Raw genomic sequence first — 23,904 nt, 5'->3', positions numbered from 1 at the left:
CGACGCCGGACTACGCCGGACTGCTCGTGTCGTCCGCAGGCAGGCGCTCCGGCAGTCCGAGCCGCGGGAACTGGTCGGCGTGGAACGTGACGATCTCGGTGATCGCCCCGCCGCTGACGCGCAGGACGTCGAGCGTCAGGGGCAGGTACGCGCGCTCCGGATCCCGCCAGTGGTAGAAGGCGAGGGCGGGCTGCCGGTTGACGGCGGTGGGTACGGCGCGCAGTCCCGTCATCTCCTCGAAGCCGTCCTCGCGCCAGTCGTTCACGACGGCGTCGCGGCCGACGTACAGGCCGGGCGTGGGCGGCATCGAGCAGCGGACGTCGTCGCGAAGCATGGCCGCGATCGCGTCGATGTCCGTGGCCACGCTCGCGTCCGCGAAGCGGCGTACCAGGTCGCGCGTGCCGGTGTCGTCCTCGGCGCCGGTCCAGTCCTGCCGCTCGGCGGGCAGGTGCTCCCGCATGCCGGCGCGGGCGCGCTGCAGCGCGCTGTTCACGGAGTTGACGGGAGTCCCCGAGCAGCTCCGCGACGTCCTTGGCCGGCCAGCCGAGCACATCGCGCAGGATCAGCACCGCCCGCGGGCGCGGCGCGAGATGCTGGACCGCGACCAGGTACGCCAGCTCGATCGTCTCCCGGGCGACGGCGACGGTTTCCGGCTCGTCCGCGTCGTCGGCGGTGAGCTCGTCGAGCAGCCGGTCCGGGTAGGGCTGCAGCCACCGCACCTCGCCACCGGTCGCCGGTTCCGGGCGTCGCCGGGCGAGCAGGTCCAGGCAGGCGTTGGTGGCGATCCGGTACAGCCAGGCCCGGAACGTCGACCGCCCCTCGAAGGTCTCCCGCCGCCGCCAGGCGCGCAGGAACGTCTCCTGCACGGCGTCCTCGGCGTCCTGGAACGACCCGAGCATCCGGTAGCAGTGCACGTGCAGCTCGCGCCGGTGCCGCTCCGCCAGCCTCGAGAACGCCGGCTCGTCGATCTCGCCGAGATCGTTCGCGTTCATGTCGAGCTCCTCCAACCGCAGGTCTGCACCCATCACGTCGATCCTTCCGTCTCCGCGTGCCTCGTCGCAGGTATGACGGACGCGAGCGCCACAACTCATCACTCGGGCTGCCGTGTGGTGCTGAGAACCCGCACGCCCCTCGGCACGGCATACTGGGCGGATGTCGGTGAACGCGTCGATCGCGGTCGCGGCGCTGCTGCCCGTGGACGGATCGGCGTGGGTCCCGGTCGAGACCGGGGAGTCGGGCGCGACGGTGCTTCACGATCGCGAAGGGGCGCGTTTTGCGAAGCTCGTCCCCGTCGAGGAGTCGGAGACTCTCGCCGCTGAGCGGGACCGGATCTCGTGGCTCGGCGAGGCCGGACTGCCCGTCGCCTCCGTCCTCGATTGGCACGCGACCGACGACGGCGCCTGCCTGATGACTCGTGCCGTCCCCGGCGTGCCGGCCGATCGGCTCGATGCGGACATGCTGCGACGGGCGTGGCCGTCGATCGCCACGATGCTGCGCGAGCTGCACGAGGTCCCGGTGGCAGGCTGCCCCTTCGACAGGAGCCTCGCGGTGATGATGGCGGTCGCCCGCCGGACGGTGGCGGAGGGCCGCGTGCAGCCGGAGTTCCTGCCCGACGACCTGCAACGAGCCGCGCCGGCGGAGATCCTCCGGCGGGTCGAGGACGAGCTGCCGCGACGCCGCCAGGAGGAGGACCGCGAGCACGTCGTCTGTCACGGCGACTTCTGCCTGCCGAACATCCTCGTCGACCCCGAGACGCTGGGTGTCTCGGGGTCGATCGACCTGGGACGACTCGGCCGCGCCGACCCGTACGCCGACATCGCGCTGCTGCTGGCGAACGCGCGGGAGACGTGGCCCGACGAAGGCGCTGCACGCAGGGCCGATCACGACTTCGCCGCACGGTATGGGATCGACCTCGACGCCGGGCGGCAGCGCTTCTACCTGCTGCTCGACCCCCTGACCTGGCCGGGCTAGGCCGAGGCCGGCCGATCTGCGCCTGTCGGAGCGCCCGGGTCAGGCCACAGGCGGTGGCGTGGTCACCCGTGGTTTCGAGGCTCGGGCCTGGCGGCCCTCGCACCTCAACCACCGTGGTGGGAGGTCGGTGGTTGAGGTGTGAGGCGCGTGAGCGCCGAGCCTCGAAACCACTGTGGTGGCGGCGTGGTTTCGAGGCTCGGGCCTGGCGGCCCTCGCACCTCAACCACCGTGACGGCCTGGCCGTTTTCGCACCTCGACCGCCGTCCGATTCCAGCGGGGGAGGGCTCTGTTATTTGCGGACGCGTGAGGTCCGGACTAGCGTGCTGGGCTGGTCCGGCAGGAGCGCCGGCGTAGCGGGTGCTCCCCGGTCGTAGGACGGGGTGACTCGGGACCTCGGTGCGATGGACATGCCTGGCCGGTTGGAGCGACGTCGGCGGGAGGTCGATGTCCACTGCATCCTGAGGAGCCCTTGCGCGTGCCGTTGATCGAGGCCCATGAGATCTACAAGGTGTTCGGACGACGACCGGAGAGAGGGGTCGAGCGTCTGAGGCGCGGTGAGGACCGGGAGGGGCTCAGGAGCGACGGCTACACGGCCGCGGTCATCGACGCGTCGTTCGAGGTCGAGCAAGGTCAGATCTTCGTGGTCATGGGGCTGTCGGGCTCCGGCAAGTCCACGTTGATCCGCATGGTCAACGGCCTGCTCACCCCGACGGCGGGCCGGATCGAGGTGGCCGGCCGGACGGTCTCCGGACTCGGTACGGCGGGGCTGCGCCAGCTGCGCCGCGAGCAGGTCAGCATGGTCTTCCAGCACTTCGCGCTGCTGCCGCACCGCACGGTGGGGGAGAACGCCGCCTACGGCCTGAAGATCCAGGGCCTCAGCCGGTCGGAGCGGGAGCGGCGGGCCGAGCAGGCGCTCGACCTGGTCGGCCTCGGCGGCTGGGGCGGGTCGATGCCCGGCGAGCTGTCCGGCGGGATGCGGCAGCGGGTCGGCCTCGCACGGGCACTGGCGGCGGGCACCGAGGTGCTGCTGATGGACGAGGCGTTCAGCGCGCTGGACCCGCTGATCCGGCGGGAGATGCAGGACCAGCTGGTCGAGCTCCAGCACCGGCTCGACAAGACGATCCTGTTCATCACCCACGACCTCAACGAGGCGATGCGGCTCGGGGACCGGGTCGCGATGATGCGCGACGGGCGGATCGTGCAGATCGGCACCGCCGAGCAGATCCTCAACGACCCGGCCAACGACTACGTCGCGCAGTTCGTCCAGGACGTCGACCGCACGCGCGTGCTGACCGCCTCGTCGGTCATGGAGCCACCGGTCGCGGTGCTGAGGTCGGAGCAGGGGCCGCGGGCCGCGCATCGGCTGATGCGCGAGCACCAGGTGAGCTCGCTGATGGTCGTCGACCGCGACCGGCGCCTGCGCGGCGTCGTCACCGAGGACGACGCGGCCGACGCCGTACGCCGAGGCGCGGACGCGCTGGGCGACGTCCTCCGTCCGGCGGTCTCCACGGGTCCCGACACGGCGCTCGCCGATCTCTTCGCCGCGGCCGCCGACACGGCGATCCCGCTCGCAGTGATCGGCGAGGGGGACCGGCTGCTGGGGGTCATTCCGCGGGTGACCCTGCTGAGCGCGCTGGGGGCGGGCACGACGCCCGAGGTCACGACCGTGCCACCCGACGACGATCCGGCCCGCCGCGAGCACGTGGGGGTGGGCGCGTGAACGCGTGGGAGACGGTCGACGGCGTGCCGCGCATCCCGGTCGGCGACTGGAGCGAGTCCGTCTTCGAGTGGGTCCTGGACCGGTTCGGCGAGTTCTTCGACCGGCTCTCGGACCTGATCGAGTCGACGGTCGACGGCCTCGCCGACCTGCTCAACACACCGGCGCCGTTGGCGATGGTCGTGATCCTGTCGCTGCTGGCCTGGCTGGTCCGCGACTGGAAGGTCGGGCTGGGATCGCTGGTCGGGCTGACGGTCGTGATCGGCATGGGCCAGTGGGAGCCGACCATGGAGACGCTCGCCCTGGTGTTCTTCGCGACCGTGGTCGCCCTGGTGATCGGCGTCCCGGTCGGGATCGCGGCCGCCCGCTGGAGTCGGTTCAGCCGTCTGGTGCGGCCGGTGCTCGACCTGATGCAGACGATGCCCGCCTTCGTGTGGCTGGTGCCGGTGGTGATGCTCTTCGGCATCGGCGCGCCGGCCGGGTTGGTGGCCACGGTGATCTTCGCGCTGCCGCCGGGGGTGCGGCTCACCGAGCTCGGCATCCGGCAGGTGGACGCCGAGGTCGTGGAGGCCGGCCACGCGTTCGGGGCGACACCGCGCCAGATCCTGCGCGAGACCCAGTTGCCGCTGGCCATGCCCACCGTGATGGCGGGGGTGAACCAGGTGATCATGCTCGCCCTGTCCATGGCGGTCATCGCCGGCCTGGTCGGCGGCGGGGGACTGGGCAGCCAGGTCACGACCTCGATCTCGCGACTCGACATCGGCCTGGGCTTCGAGGCCGGGCTGTCCGTGGTGATCCTGGCCATCTACCTCGACCGGGTCACCGCCTCTCTGAGCGCCGATCGCAGCCGCGCGGGCGTCGTACGCCGCCTCCGCGCCGCGGCCGCGGCACGGGCCGACGCGCGGGCGGTCGCGCGAGCCGGCTGAGCCGAGTCACCCGCCGCAGCACCAGACGTTTCTCGGGACGGCGCGTGCCCGGGCAAGCCGGCGCGCGCAGCACACAACTGAACCCAGAGTGAGTGAAGAAAGAGCGAGAGGACGACGAACCATGCCGAAGAAGATGACGAAGCGAGTCGGAAGTGCAGTGGCCGCGGTGCTCAGTCTGAGCCTGCTGGCCGCCGGGTGCGGCAGCGACGACGGTGACAGCGGAGCGGCCAAGGACGGTGGCTCCAGCGCCGACAAGTCGATCACGCTCGGGATCATCCCGTCGTGGACGGACGGGCTGAGCACGGCGTACCTGTGGAAGGACCTCCTTGAGGAGGAGGGCTACGAGGTCACCATCCAGGAGCTCGCGGACGCCGCGCCGCTCTACGCCGGGCTCGCCAAGGGCGACATCGACGTCTACCCGTCGGCCTGGCCCGAGGTGACGCACCAGTCCTACATGAAGAAGTACGCCGACGACATCGAGGACCTCGGCGCCTACTACGACGGGGCGAAGCTGACCTTCGCGGTGCCGGAGTACACCGACATCGACTCGATCGCCGACCTCCCGGACCACGCGGACGACCTCGGCGGCAAGATCATCGGGATCGAGCCCGGCGCCGGGCTGACGGAGACGACCAAGAGCTCCGTGATGCCCGCCTACGGCCTCGAGGACGACTTCCAGCTCGTGGAGTCCTCCACCACGGCCATGCTGGCGCAGCTGAAGAAGGCGACCGACGCCGAGAAGGACATCGTGGTGACGCTGTGGCGGCCGTTCTGGGCCAACAGCGCGTTCCCGGTCAAGGACCTCGAGGACCCCGAGGGCGCGCTGGGCGAGGCCGAGGGCCTGCACGAGCTCGCTCGCGAGGGCTTCGGCGAGGACCACCCCGAGATCGCGGCGATGATGAGCAACCTCAAGCTCGACGACGCGCAGTACGGCGCTCTGGAGGATCTCGTCGTCAACGAGTTCGGCCAGGGCAAGGAGGCGGAGGCCGTGGCCGCGTGGAAGAAGGATCACCAGGACGTGCTGGACAGCCTCCGGGGCTGATCCGTTCGTCACCCGAGGGCCGTCCGACACGGGCGGCCCTCGGGCGCTCTCGGCGTGACCTGGGACCGTCGTCGTGCGGGTCGCGGGGCACGGCGGTCGCCGCCCGAACGATCCGGTGCATTTGACCCACGTGGGTGTGGTCAGGGCCCGGTCTCGGGTCTACCGTCGGAGCTACCACGGGCCAACCGGGAGGGGCTGACCCGGCAACCAGTTCGGGCTGGTGGGTGAGCCTCATGGCGTGTCGAGTCCAGGGCCGGGGAGCACGGCGGGCCGCGGCGGGCTTCGTCTCGATGATCATGGCGGTCGTCGGTCTGGTCGTCGTCCAGACCGCCTTCTCCCCACCGGCGCAGGCGGCCGAGGTGCCCTGGGACTGCGGGGACGCCGCCTATCTGTTCCAGTCGCCGAACAATCTCAACCCGCCGCACCAGGTCCAGTCGATCGACCTCGTCAGCGGTGCCTACACCACCGCCGGAGCGACCGCCGACGCCGTCAACGCGGTCGCCTACAACACCGCGGACGACTACATGTACGCCTGGAACCTGCGCACGGACACCCTCGTGCGCATCTCCGCCGACCTGACCCTGACGAACCTGGGCGTACCCGCGAACACGGGCGACAGCTTCCGGGGCATCGACTACAACGTCGGTGACTTCGACGCGGACGGCAATCTCTGGATCATGGACAACCAGACCGGCAGGTGGCTCCGCATCGACATGAGCGACCCGGACGCGCCCCGGACCACGGCCTCCGGAACGGCCGCCGCTCCGGCGAACCTGCTCATCCCGGGGGACTGGGTCTACCTGAACGGGGTCTTCTACGGCGTCGCACCACGCGCCGACGGCACCGGCGACGCTCGGTTGGTCTCGTTCGACCTCACCAGTCGGACCTTCACCAACCGCGGCATCCTCACGGGGATGGCGTCCGGTTCGACCTTCGGGGCCGTCTACAGCGACGACACCTACCTCTACGCCTCGCGCAATCAGGGCGGCAACATCTACCGGGTCAACCCCACCGACGTCACCAACATCTTCCTCTCCGCCGGGCCGGCGGCCTCGTCCAACGACGGCGCGCGCTGCCGCTCCAACAAGATCCCCACCGTCACCCTCGTCAAGCAGGTCGGCGGACGCCTCGTGCCCGACGACCAGTTCCGTGTCGAGCTGGTCAACGCGTCCGGGACGATCGTCAACTCCGTCACCACCTCCGGCACCCAGACGACCGCGACGTCGATCAACCAGCCGGTCGAGTACGGACGCACCTATGTCATCGCGGACCGCCTCACCGACGGCGCCCCGTCGCAACCCGGCGACTACCAGGGCAGCCTCAGCTGCACGACCAGCGGGCTGCCGGCGGCGGCGACCCCGGCGGTCGCCATCGCCACGTGGACCTTCACGCCGAACTCCCGCGCCGCCTGGACCTGCGTCGTCACCAACGCCCCCAGGAGCCCGGCGCCCGCACTCGAGCTCGTGAAGTCCGTCTCGCCGCAGGACGCAGGCTCGTTCACCGCCGGTCAGGTCCTCACCTACTCCTTCGTGGTCACCAACATCGGCAACACCGTCGTCTCCAACATCGCCGTCAACGAGGTCGCGTTCTCCGGCGCGGGCACCATGAGCACCCCGACCTGCCCGGTCACGACCCTGCTGCCGCGGTTCTCGGTGACGTGCACCGCCACGTACACCGTCCAGGCCGCCGACGTCACCGCGGGAACGATCACCAACACCGCCCGCTCCACCGGGACCGGCCCCAGCGGCGGGCCGGTGGTCTCCAACGACGACAGCGCCGAGGTCCCCACCGGCGGGATCCCCGGGCTCAGCATCGTGAAGACGGCGCTGCCGCCGATCGCGCTCAAGGCGGGCGAGGTCGTCCACTACGAGTTCGTCGTCACCAACACCGGCAACACCACCGTCTCGAACATCGCCATCGCCGAAGGCGCCTTCAACGGCACCGGCGCACCGATCACCCCACCGGTCTGCGACCGCACCACGCTCGTTCCGGGTCAGCGCGCGCTCTGCTCGGCCCGCTACACCGTGACCCAGGCCGACATCGACCGCGAGACGCCACTGACGAACACCGCCCGCGCCACCGGCACCGACCCCGGGGGTGGACCGGTGCTCAGCCCACCGGACGACGCCGACGTCCCCGTCCTGCAGAGCCCGCAGCTCGACCTGGCCAAGGACGCTCGATCGTCAGGCCACGAGGCAGGCGACGTGGTCACCTATCGGTTCAAGGTCACCAACACCGGCAACACCACCGTCACGGGTCTCACCGTCGGTGAGACCGACTTCTCCGGTACCGGCACGCTCGGCCCCGTCACCTGTCCCGTCACGACCCTCGCGCCGGGAGCGACGACGACCTGCACCGCCACGTACACGCTGACCCGAGCAGACATCCGTGCCGGCCACGTGGACAACACGGCAGTCGCCACCGCCCGCGACCCCCAGGGCACCGCCGTACCCTCGCCGCCGGACGCGGCGATCGTCGGGTTCCCCCAGGCAGCCCGCTCCGCGCCCCGGCTGACCACGCGTGTCTCCGACAAGCGGGTCACGCCAGGACAGAGGTTCCACGACCGGCTGCGCCTGCGCGGCATCGTCAAGGGCACGAAGGTCAAGGCCACGGCCCGGCTCTACGGCCCCTTCGTGAGCCGCGGTGCCGCCACGTGCAAGAGCCAGCACGTCGCCAGGACCGTGACCTGGCGCGCCGGTAGGGGCTGGTCGAAGTCGCCGGCCGTCAGCGTGTCCGCTCCGGGCGTTTACACCTGGCGCGTCAAGACCAAGGCCAGCGCGAACAACGGTGCCGGCCGACACCCGTGCGGGCAGAAGGCCGAGACCCTGACCGTGGCGAAGCCCGCCTACCAGGCACCGACCGTCAACGGCGGCTTCTCCGGCACCCTCCTCCCATCGACGAGGGCCAGGACGACACTCCCTCGGGTCCACGCCAGAGCGATCCGCCTGAACGCGGCCGTGCTCACCGCGGGAGTCACCCGTGGCCAGATGGAGCTGCCCGGGGACGTCGGCATGGTCTCCTGGCTGCGCAAGTCGGCGGGCTACGGCGACAAGATCGGCACCACCGTCATCGGCGGTCACGTCTCCGACCGGCACGACCGACCGGGCGCGCTACGCCGCCTCAGCCAGGCGCGGCTCGGGCAGCTCGTCGATGTCGCGTCGATGGGCAAGGTGCACCGCTTCAAGGTCGTCAGCAAGGCCAGCTTCGCGAGGACCACGGGCATCCCGGCCCGCTACTTCTCCACCACCGGACCTCACCGGCTCCTCCTGGTCACCTGCACCGATCGCGTCGTCTACCCGAACGGGCACTTCCACTACACCCGCTACCAGGTCGTCGTCGCCAAGGCGGTCCCGCGGCGCCACCACCGCCGCTGAGGTGAGGGGTGCCGCTCCGCTCCCGGGGCGGCGCCGCGCTTGGTCCCTGACCCGGGTGCACCCGCCCAGGCGGTTGGGGCGGGGGTCACGGCAGCGTCCAGGCTCCTGCTTCGCAGCCGAAACCCGCGCGACACGCCGTATCGGTCCGGCGTGTCGCGCGGGCTTCGGCGGTCAGCCGGTGAAACCCGCGACGCCCGCACGGCGCCCGGTGCTCGGACGACGCGGGCAATGGGTCGACCGGGCTATTTTCCCGTGCGAGCAATGGCACCATCGGGCCTTGGCACCTGGCTCGAACGCGGCACAGGATGAAGTCGCCGCAGGGTGCTGCTGCGGCTGCGGCAGCATCCCGGTGAACCGGCTCGCCTCGGGAGGCTCGGATGAGCGCCGCCACCGTCGACACCAGGACTCGTTCGGCGCTGCGCCGCGGCCGTCGTGCCCCGGGCCGACCGCAGGGCGCAGCCGCGCGTACGGATGGCGGCGCGGTCGAGCGACGGCAGAGGCGGGGCGTTGCGTGAGCTGCAGGTATCGATGATGGGCACCTTCGCGATCAGGGACGCGACCAGGGGCCCACCGTCGGCGATGCTGGGCAAGGCCCAGGACCTGCTCGCCCTCATCCTGCTCGCCCCGCAGCGCAGCGTACGTCGCGAGCACGCCGCCGAGTCCCTCTGGCCGGACGCCGGGGCGAACGCCTCGAAGAAGGCGATGCGTCAGGCGCTCTGGCGGATCCACCACGCGACCGACTCCGCCGTCCCCGAGTCCGGACGGCTGATCGTGACCGAGGGCGAGGCGCTGCGGGTCAACCCCGAACGACGCCTGTGGGTCGACGTGTCGGTGCTCACCGCGGCGGTGCGGGTCGCCCAGACCGCCGGACCGGACCTGGCCGACGGCGAGCTCGCCCATCTGGGTCGCGCCGCCGACCTGTACCGCGGGCCGCTGCTCGCCGGCTGCTACGGCGAGTGGTGTCTCGCGCCGCGCGCTCGCATCGAGGACGGCTGCATCACCCTGCTCGACACCCTGACCCGCGCGTACGAGCGGCGCGGCAGCCTCGACGCATCGATCGGCTGGGCCCAACGACTGCTCGACATCGAGCCGGCACACGAGCTGAGTCACCGCAGGCTGATGCGCCTGCACTATCGCAACGGCGACCGCACCCGCGCGCTGCGCCAGTTCGACCAGTGCCGGGCGGTGCTCCGGCAGGAGCTGGGCGTCCTGCCGTCCGCGCACACGATGGCCCTGGGCGAGGCGATCATGGCCGACCGGATCGGCGATGCGCTGAGCCCCGACCCGGTGGGCCGTGACTGGCACGGGATGGCCGTGCTCGACGCCGGGCCGGAGGTCGTCGTGCTCGCGGTGCCGCGGGCCGCGGCGCACATGATGGTGTCGATGACCCGGGCGGTACGCGAGGTGACCCGCCCGGCGGTCGGCTCGGGTGTCGCGACGCCGCTGGCCGCATCGGGCGGGGGAGAGGCCCCAGCGAGCACCGACGGGTCGCCGACGGGGCGGCCCACCCCGTAGGCGAGACGCGCGCCCGAGACACGCACGAGACACGGACGAGACACGGGCGAGACGCTCGCGAGACAGCCCGGCCCCACCGTGAGGGCACGAACCAGCACGTCACCAGGGGCAGTCGTGGCATGGACGAGTCGACGTACGACGACGAGGACGGACCAGTCCTCGCGCGGTCCTTCGTCGTCCGTGCCCTGCTCGAGCAGCCCAACCTCGTGGCCAACGGTCGCCGGTTCGGGCGACCCAGACGCGGCGCGCCGCAGTGGCACGGCTACGTCACCGACGCCGAGACCGGTGACCGGCTGGCGTGGACGCGACCCCAGGACGTGGCGCGATTCATCGAGCGGCGGCTCGAGCAGAGCGGCCCGGGTCCGGCCGCGGTCGAGCGCCTCGAACCCGGCGCACCCGGCGCACCCGGCGTACCCGGAGTGCCCGGTGAACCCGGCGCACCGGGAGTCCGCCTCCGAGGACTGGCGATGGCCGCACCGGCACTGACGGACGTCGTCACCGACATGCTGACCGTGCTGGGGCAGCGGCTCCCGCCCGCCGCCGGAGCGGTGCCGGCCCCCAACGTCACCCTCGAGCGAGTCCGCGAGCGGCTCGTCGGCCTTGGCAACCACACCGGCGCCGAGCCCACCGGCACCCTCGGCGTGCGGACGGTGCGTGGCGGCCGGCTCGACGCGCGGGTCCGGTTCCAGGTCTGGGCGACGACGGCGTCCGACGTCGACGCCGCGGTGCAGACGCTGCACACCGCGCTCCTCGACGACCGCGACGAGCTCAAGCAGGCCGGGTTCCTGCAGCTGGCCGCCGCGGACACGACCCTCGCGGGGGAGGAGGCGTCGGTCCCCGGTTGGCGCAAGGCCACGAGCTACGACGTGCTGTACGAGTACCGCTACGTCGACAGCGACGACGCGCAGAGCCTGATCGTGCGGATCCCGGTCAGCACGGACCCGGAGGAGTCGCCCAGCCCCGTGCGGGAGGTCGAGTCGATCACCGACGAGATGGTGCGGTGGGACCAGGACGGTGCGCCACCCCTGGAGGTGCGCGGTCCCGGCGTCGTCACCCGGCTGTCGGCCCTGGTGTTCGTGCCCGGCCCGGCGCTCGGCGGCACCGTGACGTTCGCGCGCAGCTCGGGCGGCGGCGGCCCGGTGGCGCATCTGCCCACCCTAGCGGCGTTCCTCGACGCGACCTCGGGCGAGGAGCCGGCGGAGACCGACGCCGACGTGCAGCTCGACCCGGCCGCCGCCTTCGCCGGGCTCGGGGCGGCCGGCCCCGGGCTGACCATCGGCGACTGGGACGCCGACGCCGTCACCGACGTCTACGCGGGCTTCGACCGGCGGCTCGACGTCCCCATCACCCTGACCGGCGCCGCGGACCGGTTCACCGTGACCTACGCCCCGCCGGCGGGACCGGCGACGGGGCTCGACCAGACCGCCGTCGTCTACCTGCGGGCGAACCCGCCGTGAGTCGCAACGGAGCCGGCGCGGCGCGCCCAGACCTGACCGACCAGTCGGAGGAGAGGAAGTCATGACCGAACAAGTCCTGCCCGGCGTGCTCATCGAGGTACGTCCGGAGGCGCTCATCGTCCCCGGTGCCATCACCGTGGGGAACGTGGGGGTCGTGGGCACGGCGGGCAAGGGTCCCGTCGGCTCTCCTCAGCTGCTCGGCAGCTACTCGGACGCCCTCCAGCGGTTCGGCGCGTATGACCGCTGGGTCGACGGCGCCTCCGGCGAGCTCACGCTCACCCGGGCGCTGGAGCAGGCGTTCAAGTTCGGGGCCACGACGGTCTGGGCCGTCCGGGTCGCCGACGCCAACGCCGGCGCCGCGTCGGTTGACCTCGACTCGGCCGGCGGCCCCTGTGTGACCATCCGGGCCAAGTCGCCGGGCACGTGGGGCAACGACCTCACCGTGTCGGTGTCGACCGCGGACACGAACGCCGTGGTCCGCGAGGAGGAGGTCGCTGCCGCGACGCTCACCCTCGCGCACACGGCCGTCGTCCAGAGCGCCGTGAACCGGATCGTGGTCCGGCCCGGCGGCGGTGGCGCCGACCGGGTGCCCGGCGTCCTCTACGACGCCGCGGCCGCCGACGTCGGGCCCACGCAGGTGAGCATCGACACCGCCGGTGGGGTGCTGACCTTCGGCACCGCGCCGGCTGCGGGCGACACCGTCCTCGCGACGTACACCGTCGAGAAGACGGCCGCGCGCAAGGTCACCGTCAAGCTCGGTGTGGCCGTCGAGGAGTCGTACAGCATCGTCTCCGGTGACGACCTGATCGCGGACCTCGCCGCCGGATCGGCCCTGGTAGAGGGCGTCGCGCTCGCGAATCCCACCGAGCTGCCCGACGAGGTCGCCGCGACCCCGCTCGGGGGCGGGGCCAACGGCGCGGCGGGCGCCGACTACCAGAGCGGCCTGGACGCGCTGCTCGAGGTCGACGCGCACATCGTCGTCGCGGGCGGTCAGGACGCGTCCTTCGGCGACGACCTGGCGGCGCACGCGGCCCTCGCCTCCGGCGACGAGAACAAGCGCGAGCGCATCGCGGTGGTCGGCACGGCCCTCCAGAGCGACCGCGACCAGTTCGTGCAGAGCGCGTCGGGGCACTCGCTCAACAGCGACCGGCTGATCCTGGTCGGTCCCGGCATCCGGGCGGCCGACCGCTCGCAGCAGCCGCCGGCGACCGTCACCCTGCCGGGCGCCTACACGGCCGCGGCGGTGGCGGGCCTGCTGGCGTCGCTCCCGGCGCACGTGAGCCTCACCAACAAGGTGCTCGCGGTGGACGGCCTCGAGCACGACCTGACGAACGCGCAGCTCAAGCAGCTCGTGCTGTCCCGGATCCTCGCCGTCGAGAACCGGCAGGGCTTCCGGCTCGTCAGGGGCATCACGACGTCGACCAACACGGCGTGGACGCAGATCACCACGCGCCGGATCGTCGACTACGCGAAGTACGGCGTGCGGAGCGCCGCGACGCCGTACATCGGCCTGCTCAACAACGAGCGGGTGCGCGGTGCCCTGCGGGCGACCATCAACAGCTTCCTCAACGGGATGGTCCTCGACGAGATGCTCGTCAGCTACGACCTGACGGTCTACGCGAGCCGTGACGACGAGATCCGCGGCATCGCCCGGGTCGACCTCGTGCTCCGGCCGACGTTCAGCATCGACTTCATCAAGGTCACGATGTTCCTCGAGTAAAGGATCCACCATGGCTCTCACAGAGGTGTACACGGGCAAGAACGCCCAGCTCTCCCTGGCGACCGCGGACTCCCCCGAGGGTGCGGACGCGAAGGCCGCGCTCGACGGCTACGCACTGCAGACCGTCGGCCGCCTGACGGAGGTCCGGGTCACCGTCGACACCGCCCTCAAGGAGTTCTACGAGGTCGGTCGCCGGCACCCGGTGTCGCTCAGCCCGGGCGACATCGCGATCCACGGCAGCGCCCAGCGGGCCTACATCAACGGCGCCCTGCTGTTCCTGCTGATGGGCCGCGGCGCGTCGTTCACGGCCGTCGCCGAGCCGTACGTCCAGCCGACGTTCGAGATCTCGATGGGCTTCGCCGACCCCGCGCGCCCGGAGGAGGCGCTGTCGCTGACGATCGGGGGCGTCAAGTTCGAGAACTGGCGGGTCACGGTCCCCGAGGACGAGTTCGTCATCGAGAACCTGTGCTTCCGGGCACTGACCATCGGTGTCCTCGACGTCGGCGCGGACAACGCCGGCAACGTCGTGTTCGCCGACCAGCAGTGAGGCCGGTGCCATGCCCCTCACCGCCGAGGACCTGCTCGCCGGCAGCTCGCTGACCCACGTCGTCGACGTGCCGGCCGGTCTGGTGGGAGCCGGCGACCCCGGCACCGTCACGCTCCGCCCGCTCACGGTCCGCGACGTGCAGCTCGTCGCCCACGCGGCGAAGGACGACCGCGAGCTCGCGGCGGTCCTGATGATCTCGCGCGCGCTGGTCGAGCCCCCGCTCACCGCGGACCAGGCCGGGCGGCTGCCCGCGGGCCTCGCCCGGTTCCTCGTCGACACGATCAACGAGCTGAGCGGCATCGACACGCCCCGCGACCGGCTGGCCGAGCTCGTCCAGGCGCCGCTCGCGAAGGCGTGCTTCGTGCTCGCCGACGAGTTCGGCTGGACGGCGGAGGACGTCACCGGCATGACGATCGGACAGATCCTGATGTACCTCGAGATGGCCGGGCGGGCCGCGGAGGTCGCATGACCACGAGACCGGCACGCGAGCACCGCTCGGGCATGGTGACGCTCGGCGGCGGCAGCGCCGCGCAGTGGTGCAGGGACGTCGTGCGGGTCACGCGCGACGTGCACCGGATCGACACCGCCCTGGAGGCGGCGTGCGCGACGGTGTCGCCCGCGCCCCGGATCACCGCGACGCCGCTGCTGGGTGGTGCGCTGGCGGAGGTCGTCGAGCGGACGGAGCGACCCGTGCCCGACGCCGCCGCCGAACACCGGAGCCACCGCCGTGTGGAGGCGGTCGCGCGTGACCTCACCGGACCCCACGCGGACGACTGCCCGGCGGGCACCCGGCCCCGCCCACGACCGGTCGAGGCGCCCGACCCGGTCTCGCCCCCGGGATGCGCGCCGCGCCCAGCCGAGCGGCTCGACCCGGGGCCGGCGCCGTCGGTGCCCCGGAGCCCGTCCGTGCCGGTGGCCCGGCTGCGAGCGCTCGCGGGACCCGACCTCGACGCGTGCGCACCGGGACGCAGCCCCGGTGCGGCCGACGCCGGACGTCGTACGCCGTGGCCCGCCCCACGCACCGGGCCGAGCCGGCCGGCGCAGGCCGTCGCGCCGGTGCACCCGTCTGCGGACCTCGCCGCGAGCCTCGCGTCGCGGCTCGCGAGCCGGGTCGGGGCGAGTGGTCCCGACGACCTGCTGAGGCTCGGGCGGGCGCGGGTGCGCGCGACCGGCCCGGCCACCCACCTCCTGGCGGCCGACCTGCGGACGCTCGCCACTCCGGGCGCCGCGGACCACGCCCTCGGCACGGCGCGCGAGCGTGCCGCGGACACGCCCGTCGAGGCGCCGCGCGGCCGGCGACGCCGGCCCGCCGAGCCGCCGGGTGGTGGCCACCGAGCACCGTCGACCGCCGACCGCGCCGACTCGGTCCGCGCCCCGCGTGCACGCACCGACGCACCGGCAGCTCCCGACCGGACGCCGTCGACCCCGGCCGCCGACCCACCCACGGACGTGCAGGGACTGCGCGCGCTCGCCCGGTACGCCGAGCCGCCGGCGCCGCCGCCCAGGCTGGGCGGTGGACCGTTGTCGGACGACACCGAGGCCGCCCGCGGGCTGCCGTGGACCGGCACCGCGCCGGTCACCCCCGATGTCCGCGCCGCCACGACCGCCGTCGGGCTGAACGAGCCCGACCTCGAGCTCGTGATGACCCGCATCCTCGACGATGCCGCCCGCCGACACGGGATCGAGGTGTGAGGTGCGCCCGATGCTCGCGGGGACCGAGCTGCCGCAGGTGCAGGACCTGACGACGGCGGACCTGCGCGCGGTCGCGGAGCACAAGGCGCCCGGCAAGGACGGGTCGATGCTGCAGAACCTGGGCCGGGCCCCGACGGGCGTCACCGTCGCCGGCATCGCCTCGGACCCGAGCGCGCTCGACCTCGTGGAGAGGCTCAAGGACGACCTGCGCACCGGCCAGCCGGTCGCTTTCGTCGCCGACATCACGGCGGACACGGTCATCGAGCAGGTGCTCATCGACGACGTCCAGGTCCGGCAGCTCGCGGGGCGGCCGGACCGCTACGCGTACGCGATCGCGCTGCGCGAGTTCATCGAGCCGGTCGAGCCCGCCTCCACGGCGGCGCTCGACGCCGACATCCTCGGCGACGCGACGGACCTGCTGGGCGGGCTGCTCGACGGCCTCGACATCGCCGACCTGTTCGCGACCGGGCTGGAGCGGTTCGTCGAGCCGCTCAGCGGCCTGCTCGGCCGCCTGCAGGAGGCCAACGGGTCGGGAGGTCCGTGACCGCGCGGCGCACGAACCGCGGACCCCCGCACCACGACAGGACAGGACCGAGAGGGGAGAGACCGATGGCGGACCAGAGCCTGTTCGAAGAGCTCAAGGAGGTCCTCAGCGACTTCAAGAGCTTCCTGGACGACAACGTGCCGACGATCAAGCCCGCGATCCAGGCGATCGCGTCGCTCGTGCCGCAGGTCACCGAGCTCCTCGACGAGCTCGCCGGTCTGCTCGACAAGCTGAAGACCGAGATCCAGAACCTCGACGTCGGGGCGATCCCCGGCCTGGGCGAGGTGGCGGAGTTCACCGGCAAGATCCCGGCGCTCCTGGAGGCGGCCAAGAAGCTGCTGCCGAACGAGTCCTCGAGCATCGGCGCGATCGGCGACATCTCCGACGTGGTCAGCGGCCTGCCGTCGGTGGACGCCGTCAAGCAGGAGCTCCTCGACCTGATCGACGCGGTGAAGGCGCACCTCGTCTCGCTGAAGCCCTGACCGGCGCGAGGCACCCGACGGGCAGGGCACGGACCGCAGGAAGGGGGTGAGCGCGCATGGTGCGTCCGATGCTGGGCGACCTCGAGCTGGAGCAGGTGCAGGTCGTGGAGACCGACGAGGACCAGCTCCTCGTGCGCCACCCCGTGCCCGTGCTCGAGGGCGACTTCCTGCAGGACCTCGGCCGCCGCGGCGCACGGGTGTCGCTCACCGGCGTGCTCACGCGGCCCGACGTGGCGGACGGCCTCGCCGACCTGCGCGACGCGTTCTACGCGGGCGACCCGGTGGCGTTCGTCTCCGACATCACGCAGGCGACCCTGATCGACCGGGTGCTGATCGAGCGCATGGACGTGCGCGAGCTCGCCGGCCGACCGAGCGCGTACGAGTACTTCCTCACGCTGCGCGAGCTGACCGAGGCCGAGCCGATCGAGGTCACGCCCGTGATCATCCCGCCGCCCCCACCGCCGAAGGTCGACCAGGGCCGCTTGACCGTGACGGTCGTGGTCGAGGGCGACCCGGCGTTCGACATGGACCGCGTGCAGGTGACCGTGGCGGGGAGGACCGACGAGGGCGACCCGGGCTTCCGCAAGCAGCTGACCAACCGGATCCGCCCCGACACCTGGTTCGAGGATCCGTTCCCCGCGGGTCAGTTCACCGCGACCGCCCTCGTCGACGACGACAAGACACCGACCGGCCAGCACGAGACGCTCACGGGCTCCGAGCCGGTGACGGTCCGCGAGGGCGAGGAGGCCCACGTCACGATCGTGTTGCGGCGCGGCTCGAAGATCGGCACCGTCTTCGTCGTCACCTTCCACTTCGACAAGGCGTTCGTCGAGCCGTGCGAGCGGCACGTGCTGCAGCAGGTGCAGCAGTACGCCCAGGAGCACCCGGACGAGCAGCTGCTGGTGGTCGGACACACCGACAAGGTCGGGTCCGACGAGTACAACCAGGCGCTCTCGGAGCGCCGCGGCCGCGCGACGTTCGCGATGCTCACCGCCGGCAGCGACCGCGCCCGGTCCGTGGCCGAGTGGAACGGCCTGCGCCAGGCCAGGCCGACCGGCACGATCGCCACCGTCAAGGACACGTGGGGCACCCGCGAGATCCAGCTCATGCTGCAGGACCTGGGCCGGTTCCAGGGCAACGTGGGCAAGGACCCGGAGCTCACCGACGCCGCGATCCGCCAGTTCCAGCGCGACCACGGCCTGGCCGACGACGGCGTGGTCGGCGACGCGACCTGGCCGGTGCTCATCGACGAGTACCTGGCGCACGACGCCGTGGACCTCCCGCCGGCCCGTCTCTTCGAGAACAAGAACGCCTCCGGCTGCGACTCGGGCGCGCTGCGCTGGCTCGGCTGCGGCGAGCAGGACCCGGTCGACGGGCGCGAGACCGCGTGGCGGCCGAACCGCCGCTGCGAGCTCATGTTCGTCAAGGAGCACACGATGCCCTGCCAGGTGCCGCGGCCGGTGACCCTGGACCAGACCCCCGACGGAGCCGGTGGCGGCGGCTGGTGCCTCGACGACGGGACGGCCACCGCCGTCGACTGCTTCGTGGTGCCGTGGCCGGACCCGTGCCCCACCAACCCACCCGGTGCCGGCGGCCCCGCCCCGGCGAACCGGCCCTGGTGCCGCAAGCCGGCGGAGTCCGGCACCTTCCCGGTCGCGGGGAGGATCACCTTCGAGGACGGCAGCCCGTTCGCCTCCGGCTCCTACGTGCTCATGGCTCCGGACGGCGAGTACCTCGGCGGCGAGGTCGCCGTGACCGGAGCGGAGCGCGCCGGCACCCCGATCGCGAGCCGGTCCGCATCCGACGGGTCCTTCACGTTCCCGGGGCCGGTCCCGCAGAAGGGGCCCGGCACGTACGTCGTTTCGGTGGACGGGCCGTTCCTGGTGCGCACGCGCACGCAGACGCTGGCCGAGGTCACGGGCAACGCCACCTGCTTCCGGCTGGACGGGTCGGCGCCGGCGGACGTCGTGATCGTCGACCGGGCGGTCGCGTCGGTGCGGCCCGCCGTCACGGGACCCGACGTCGTCGTCGTGCGGAAGCCGCACACGAACCCGGCGCGCCGGCAGGTAGTGCTGCGCTCCACCACGGCCTTCACCGGGACCGGCACCTTCACCCGGTCGAGCGACGCGGTCCGGTTCTTCGACGCCGCGGCGGGCGGCACCGAGCTCACCTTCGACGGCGTCGACAACGTCTTCGACGCCGCCCGGCTCGCCGCGGGGGTCACCCTGTTCGCCGAGGGGCGTACGGCGAGCGCGGCGCCGAACGACGTCACGCTGACGCTCGCGCTCACCGTCAACGGGACGCCGGGGCTGTCCACGACCCACCGGCTCACGTCGGTCGAGCTCTTCCTCGACCTGCACGCGAGCCGGACAGCCGCGGGCGCGGCCCCCACCCCGCTCAGCGATGCGCAGAAGATCGACCCCGGCCGGTTCGTCCAGGTGCAGGACGCCGGCAACCACGCCGGCCGCGCGATGCTGACCGTGCGGCAGGCGGCCCCCGCCGCCTTCACCGGCATCCTGGTGCTCGCGCCCGTCGGCGCGCGCACCCGGCTCTTCGGCGCCGCCGACGAGGTCGCCGCCGCGGGACAGGCTCCGCTCGGCACGCCGGTGAACCTGCCCACCACGGGCATCCCGGCCACCGGGACCTCGTTCTGGGTCGAGGGGGTGACGGCGAGCGGCGCGCTGCGCGACGCGACCGTGCAGCTCGGGATCGACGGCGTCGAGCCCGATGGCGACCACGTGAACCTCACCGTCGTGCTGCTCAGCGACCTCGTCGCCACGGTCCCGGCGACGCCGGCTCGGACCGCACGACTCGGCAACTCGCCGGTCGCGGCGCACGCGCTGACCGTCGCCGCCGGACCGGTGCCACCGGCGTCCGCCTTCGACACCGACCCGACCGTGAACCCGCCGCTGCCGCTGGTCGAGGGCTCGGTCGCCGCCGGCTCGCCCGTCGCCCTCACCGTGCAGGTCCGGCCCGCCGGCGTACCGGTGCGATGGCAGGCGCTGCGCGCGACCGGCATCGCGGTGGCGAGCGGCGGCGACGACGCGCCGGGCGTGGTCGCGCTGTCCGCGAACCCCGTGCCGACCGTGACCCCGGACGCCGGCAACCCGCTCGCCGCGACGATGGTCGCGGACGCCGTCGGCACGTTCCACGTGCGCGCCTTCGTGGACGGCAACGGCAACGGCGCCTTCGACGCGGGCGCCGATCGCGAGCCCGCCATCGTGCTGCCGGTGGTGTGTGGCCGCGCGACGCTCTTCCTCGACTCGTCGGTCGCGCGGTCGACGAACTTCACCGTGACCCCGAACGGCGTCGGCGGCATCACCGTCACCTCGGGCTCGTTCAACATCGCCGCCCCGGCGACCGCCGCGATCCACATGAACGCGCAGGTCGACATCGTCACCGGCGGCGCGGACGGGCGGCGCGTCATCAACCAGTTCTTCGGTGGCTGGATCAACAACGAGACCGCGGTCGAGAACGTCGTCGGCACCTTCCAGGACGCCGCCGGCACCGTGCACTCCGACCCGGCGGTGTTCGCGTCCAACACCGGCGCCGCCACCGGAGGTACGCCGGCGAGCCCGGTCTTCCTGCCCGGCGACCCCGCACCGGCGCTCATCGCGCCGCCGCTGCTCGACTCCGGGCGCGGCGCCGGCACGGTCGGGATCGGCGGCGACAGCGCGACCCTCACCCGGAGCCGGATCCGCACCCGGACCAACCAGGCCCTCGGGGAGCGCTGGATCGTCGAGTCGGTCGACAGCCCCGGCGACGGCGAGGGCCCCACCCATCCCGGGTTCGCGGCGGCGACCCTGCGCAGCTTCCGGTTCGGGCTCACGTTCTCCTCGACGCTGGGCATCTGGACGAACCGCACCGCGGTGAGCGGCGCGACCGGCGACCCGGCGGACCGGGTCTACGGCGTCGTGCTGCAGCTCGCCTGGACGCAGGGCGGGCAGTGGACCGTCACGCCCGCCACCGGTGCCATCGCCGTCGTCACCGCGCCCACCACGACGATCTCGGGGCGGGTCACGACGTCGCCCGCCGTCGCCGCGTCCACCACACCCGTGGAGGTCCGGTTCCCGGCCTCGACCGACCAGATCGCGAGGGACGCACGCGCATGACGGACTGGACCGTGACCTCGGAGCTCCTCGACGCCGGCCTCGTCGTCGCGGTGGAGGTCGTCGACGTCCGACTGGGCGACACGGAGGACGACGGGTCTCGGGTGGTGCGTCGCGGCACGGTGACCGTGCGGGTCGTCGAGGTGGTCAAGGGCCGCTCGCTGACGCCGGTCGGCGAGACCGCGGACGTCGACATCGAGGTGCGTACGTCGTCCGGCACGCGGGTGCCGGGCGGCTGGTTCGGCATCTGGTCGGCCGTGCCGCTCGAGCCGGGCGTCGTCCTGGTCGCGTTCTGCGACGCCGGGTCGGCGGACCTCGCCGTGGCCCTGACCGACGAGCACTGCACGCAGTTGGTGCCGGACGGGCCGAGGCTCGACGACGTGCATCTCGCCCAGGCGGTGCAGCGGCGCAGCCCGACCGTCGACCGGCTGCTCGACGAGGCCTGGCGGCGCCGCGGGGAGGCCGGCCCGGTGTTCGCCCGCTACGTCTGGGTCGCCGTGCGCGAGGCCGTGGTGGCCGACGCGGCGCGCTTCGGCCGGCTGATGGACGTCGCGACCGACGGTGGGACGCGCGCCGACGCGCAGGAGCAGTACCTGGTGTGCGCCTACGAGGACGCGACCTTCTCCTCGGCGTTCCCCGCCGAGCGACGCGCGGCGCTGGCCCGCGCGATGGCGGCCGCCGCGCTCGACCCGCGACTCGGCGAGCTGCGTGAGCACCTGCTGTCGACGTACCTGCCGAACCTCGTGGGCGCGCCGGCCCCGGAGCCGCTCACCCCGGCGGCGGTCTTCGCCGACGACGAGCACCTGCGCGACGTGCTCGCCGCCGAGGTCGCCGACCCGGCCGATCCCGCGACGTCGAGCCCCGCGCTCTCGGCCTGGCTGCGGGAGGGGTCCTGATGCTGCGCCCCGGGTACCGGATCACGATCGGCGACCACGTCGTCGACACGACCGCCGAGCCGAGGGCGAGCACCGCGGTCGAGCTCACGGTCCGCCTCGACATGGACACGCCCGTGGACTCGGTGACGCTCGTGCAGGGCCAGGTCGGCGGCCTGCGTGCGCAGCCCGGCGACGACGTGTCGGTCGACCTCGGGTACGCCGACGAGGACGACGGGCTGGTCCGCGTGCTCACGGGCACGGTGGTGACCGCCGGCCCCGGGATCCGCACCGAGCGCATCGTCGGGCACTCGACCGCGGACGCGCTGCTGCGCACCTTCGTCGACCGCACGTTCGAGGACACGACTGCGGGCGAGATCGTGCGGACGCTCGCGCAGGAGGCCGGCGTCGACGTGGACCGCGCCGAGGACGGACCGTCGCTCCCGGCGTACGTCGTCGACGGCCGGCGCAACGGGCTGCGGCACGTCCGAGACCTGGCCTGCCTGTCCGGTTTCGACACCTACGTCACGCCCGCGGGGGCGCTCGTCTTCGAGCCGTTCACCGGCAGCCGGGACGTGCACACCGTGAAGTACGGCGAGCACGTGCTGGGCGCCGAGCAGTGGCGGGCGCGCCCGCGAGCGGGGACCGTGGTGGTCTTCGGAGAGAGCCCCGGATCGTCGCGCGGGGACGAGTCGTGGGCCTGGCTCACCCAGGACTTCACGCCGCGGCGGGGGAGCGCCGGGAGCGGCGCGCCCACGCTCCTGGTCGAGCGCCCGGTCGCCCGGTCCGCACAGGTGGCGCAGGCCGCGGCGCGGGGGATCGCCGACGCGCTCGTGGCCTCGTCGCTGCGGGTGCGGGTGCGGCTCCAGGGGCGCCCGCAGGTCAAGCTCGGCGACCTGCTGCGGCTCGAGCGGTTCCCCGCGAAGGCCGCCGTCGACCGTCTCGACGGCAACTACCAGGTCCGCGGCGTCCAGCACCGCATCACCAAGACCGACGGCCTGCTCACCGACGTGACCCTCCGCGGGCTCGCCGGACCCGCCGCCGGGATCGGGGCCGGCCTGCCCACGGGAGGCACCCCATGACCCTCGTCGACACCATCGCCGCCATCGTCCGGCACGAGCTCGCCGCGGTGCGCGTCACCGAGCTCGGCGTCGTCGCGGACGTCCACCCGCACTCGGACGCGAGCGACGACGACAACTACGGCGTCGACGTCACGCTCAAGAACAGCGGACTGGCCCTCAAGCGGGTCCCCGTCGCCACCGGGCACGTCGGGACGGTGGCGATCCCGAACGTCGGCGACCTCGTGCTCGTCGGCTTCGACCACGGCGACGTCAACGCGCCGGTCGTGCTCGGCCGCCTGTACGACGACCGGGACCGCCCACCGCTGTCCACGACCGACGAGACGGTCTTCCGGCTGCCGCTCGCGGAGCCCGACGACAAGAGCGTGCTCGCGGCGATCCGCAACCACCAGGACGACGACCCGCCCCGCGAGCTCGTCATCCAGATGCCACCCAAGATCACGGTGCGGATCGTCGACGGCGTCGTCACCGTGACGGCGGGCAGCACCGAGATGGTGCTCGACCAGGCCGGCAGCAGCGGCGGCAAGGTCACCGTGCGGTCCGGCTCGTCGTCGATGGTCCTGGACCAGGACGGGGACGTGACCGTCGAGTCCGCGCGGTCCGTCACGTTCAAGGCCGCGCAGGCGCTGGCCATCGAGGCCGGCACGTCGGTGTCGATCAAGGCCGGGACGAGCCTCACCGCGTCGGCCGGGACGACCGCCACCGTCAAGGGGTCGCTGACCGCAACGCTGCAGGGGAGCGCCGGCGCGACCGTGCAGGGAGCCCAGGTGTCCGTCAAGGGCATGACCTTCTTCTCGCCATGACCACCTCGATCCGCGCCCGGGCCGAGATCCGGGCCGACACCACCCACACGACCG

The 23,904-nt window shown here is 72.9% G+C and carries 18 protein-coding genes and 1 pseudogene; 17 read left to right on the top strand and 2 right to left on the bottom strand.

What is annotated here, in order from left to right; translation table 11 throughout:
- Positions 1-10: 10 nt before the first annotated feature.
- A complete protein-coding gene (locus tag KM427_RS25555; RefSeq protein ID WP_252274511.1) occupies positions 11-493 on the bottom strand; it encodes a nuclear transport factor 2 family protein in 483 nt (160 codons plus the stop codon).
- A gap of 64 nt (positions 494-557) precedes the next feature.
- Positions 558-899 (bottom strand): annotated as a pseudogene (locus tag KM427_RS25550) (sigma-70 family RNA polymerase sigma factor); the annotation flags it as partial.
- 253 nt (positions 900-1,152) lie between these two features.
- On the opposite strand from KM427_RS25550, the gene KM427_RS14385 reads away from it, so the two are divergent.
- The 17 genes from KM427_RS14385 to KM427_RS14305 all read left to right on the top strand — a co-directional run bounded on the left by KM427_RS14385 (position 1,153) and on the right by KM427_RS14305 (position 23,850).
- The gene (locus tag KM427_RS14385) at positions 1,153-1,971 is read left to right on the top strand and encodes an APH(3'') family aminoglycoside O-phosphotransferase (RefSeq protein ID WP_215524306.1); all 819 of its coding nucleotides are present in this window, start codon (positions 1,153-1,155) and stop codon (positions 1,969-1,971) included.
- 475 nt (positions 1,972-2,446) lie between these two features.
- A complete protein-coding gene (locus tag KM427_RS14380; protein WP_215524305.1) occupies positions 2,447-3,691 on the top strand; it encodes a quaternary amine ABC transporter ATP-binding protein in 1,245 nt (414 codons plus the stop codon).
- Complete coding sequence (locus tag KM427_RS14375) at positions 3,688-4,614, top strand: ABC transporter permease (RefSeq protein WP_252274508.1); 927 nt, start codon at positions 3,688-3,690, stop codon at positions 4,612-4,614. The genes KM427_RS14380 and KM427_RS14375 overlap by 4 nt, the downstream gene beginning before the upstream one ends.
- A 166-nt stretch (positions 4,615-4,780) precedes the next feature.
- Positions 4,781-5,656: a glycine betaine ABC transporter substrate-binding protein gene (locus KM427_RS14370; protein WP_215524304.1), complete on the top strand. Its 876-nt coding sequence runs from the start codon at positions 4,781-4,783 to the stop codon at positions 5,654-5,656.
- A gap of 233 nt (positions 5,657-5,889) precedes the next feature.
- Positions 5,890-9,030, top strand: coding sequence for a CLIPPER-2 domain-containing protein (locus KM427_RS14365; protein ID WP_215524303.1), 3,141 nt, complete (start codon positions 5,890-5,892; stop codon positions 9,028-9,030).
- Positions 9,031-9,537: 507 nt separating this feature from the next.
- On the top strand, positions 9,538-10,545 hold the full coding sequence (locus KM427_RS14360) for an AfsR/SARP family transcriptional regulator (RefSeq protein WP_183594397.1): 1,008 nt from the start codon (positions 9,538-9,540) through the stop codon (positions 10,543-10,545).
- A 119-nt stretch (positions 10,546-10,664) separates the two neighbouring features.
- The gene (locus tag KM427_RS14355; protein WP_215524302.1) at positions 10,665-12,002 is read left to right on the top strand and encodes a collagen-like triple helix repeat-containing protein; all 1,338 of its coding nucleotides are present in this window, start codon (positions 10,665-10,667) and stop codon (positions 12,000-12,002) included.
- Between the two features lie 61 nt (positions 12,003-12,063).
- Positions 12,064-13,722 carry a phage tail sheath subtilisin-like domain-containing protein gene (locus KM427_RS14350; RefSeq protein WP_215524301.1) on the top strand — a complete coding sequence of 553 codons (1,659 nt, stop codon included), beginning with the start codon at positions 12,064-12,066 and terminating at the stop codon, positions 13,720-13,722.
- Between the two features lie 10 nt (positions 13,723-13,732).
- Positions 13,733-14,269, top strand: coding sequence for a hypothetical protein (locus tag KM427_RS14345; RefSeq protein WP_215524300.1), 537 nt, complete (start codon positions 13,733-13,735; stop codon positions 14,267-14,269).
- Positions 14,270-14,279: 10 nt separating this feature from the next.
- A complete protein-coding gene (locus tag KM427_RS14340; protein ID WP_183594404.1) occupies positions 14,280-14,738 on the top strand; it encodes a hypothetical protein in 459 nt (152 codons plus the stop codon).
- Positions 14,735-15,961 (top strand): hypothetical protein, encoded by a 1,227-nt coding sequence (locus KM427_RS14335; protein ID WP_215524299.1) that lies wholly within the window; start codon positions 14,735-14,737, stop codon positions 15,959-15,961. The genes KM427_RS14340 and KM427_RS14335 overlap by 4 nt, the downstream gene beginning before the upstream one ends.
- Before the next feature lie 10 nt (positions 15,962-15,971).
- Positions 15,972-16,505 carry a hypothetical protein gene (locus KM427_RS14330; protein WP_246391247.1) on the top strand — a complete coding sequence of 178 codons (534 nt, stop codon included), beginning with the start codon at positions 15,972-15,974 and terminating at the stop codon, positions 16,503-16,505.
- 65 nt (positions 16,506-16,570) lie between these two features.
- Entirely contained in the window at positions 16,571-16,987 is a 417-nt protein-coding gene (locus tag KM427_RS14325) for a hypothetical protein (protein WP_183594410.1), read from the top strand.
- Positions 16,988-17,043: 56 nt separating this feature from the next.
- A complete protein-coding gene (locus tag KM427_RS14320; RefSeq protein WP_215524298.1) occupies positions 17,044-21,099 on the top strand; it encodes a peptidoglycan-binding protein in 4,056 nt (1,351 codons plus the stop codon).
- Positions 21,096-21,992, top strand: a complete 897-nt coding sequence (locus KM427_RS14315; protein ID WP_215524297.1) for a hypothetical protein — start codon at positions 21,096-21,098, stop codon at positions 21,990-21,992. The genes KM427_RS14320 and KM427_RS14315 overlap by 4 nt, the downstream gene beginning before the upstream one ends.
- A complete protein-coding gene (locus KM427_RS14310; RefSeq protein WP_215524296.1) occupies positions 21,992-23,050 on the top strand; it encodes a hypothetical protein in 1,059 nt (352 codons plus the stop codon). Before KM427_RS14315 ends, KM427_RS14310 begins: the two co-directional genes overlap by 1 nt.
- A complete protein-coding gene (locus KM427_RS14305) occupies positions 23,047-23,850 on the top strand; it encodes a phage baseplate assembly protein V (protein ID WP_183594416.1) in 804 nt (267 codons plus the stop codon). Before KM427_RS14310 ends, KM427_RS14305 begins: the two co-directional genes overlap by 4 nt.
- Positions 23,851-23,904: the final 54 nt, after the last annotated feature.

The organism is Nocardioides sp. LMS-CY, from assembly GCF_018732145.1.
Lineage (GTDB): Bacteria > Actinomycetota > Actinomycetes > Propionibacteriales > Nocardioidaceae > Nocardioides > Nocardioides soli.
The sequence above is the reverse complement of the archived record's forward strand: the minus strand, read 5'-3'. Positions and strand labels throughout refer to the sequence as shown.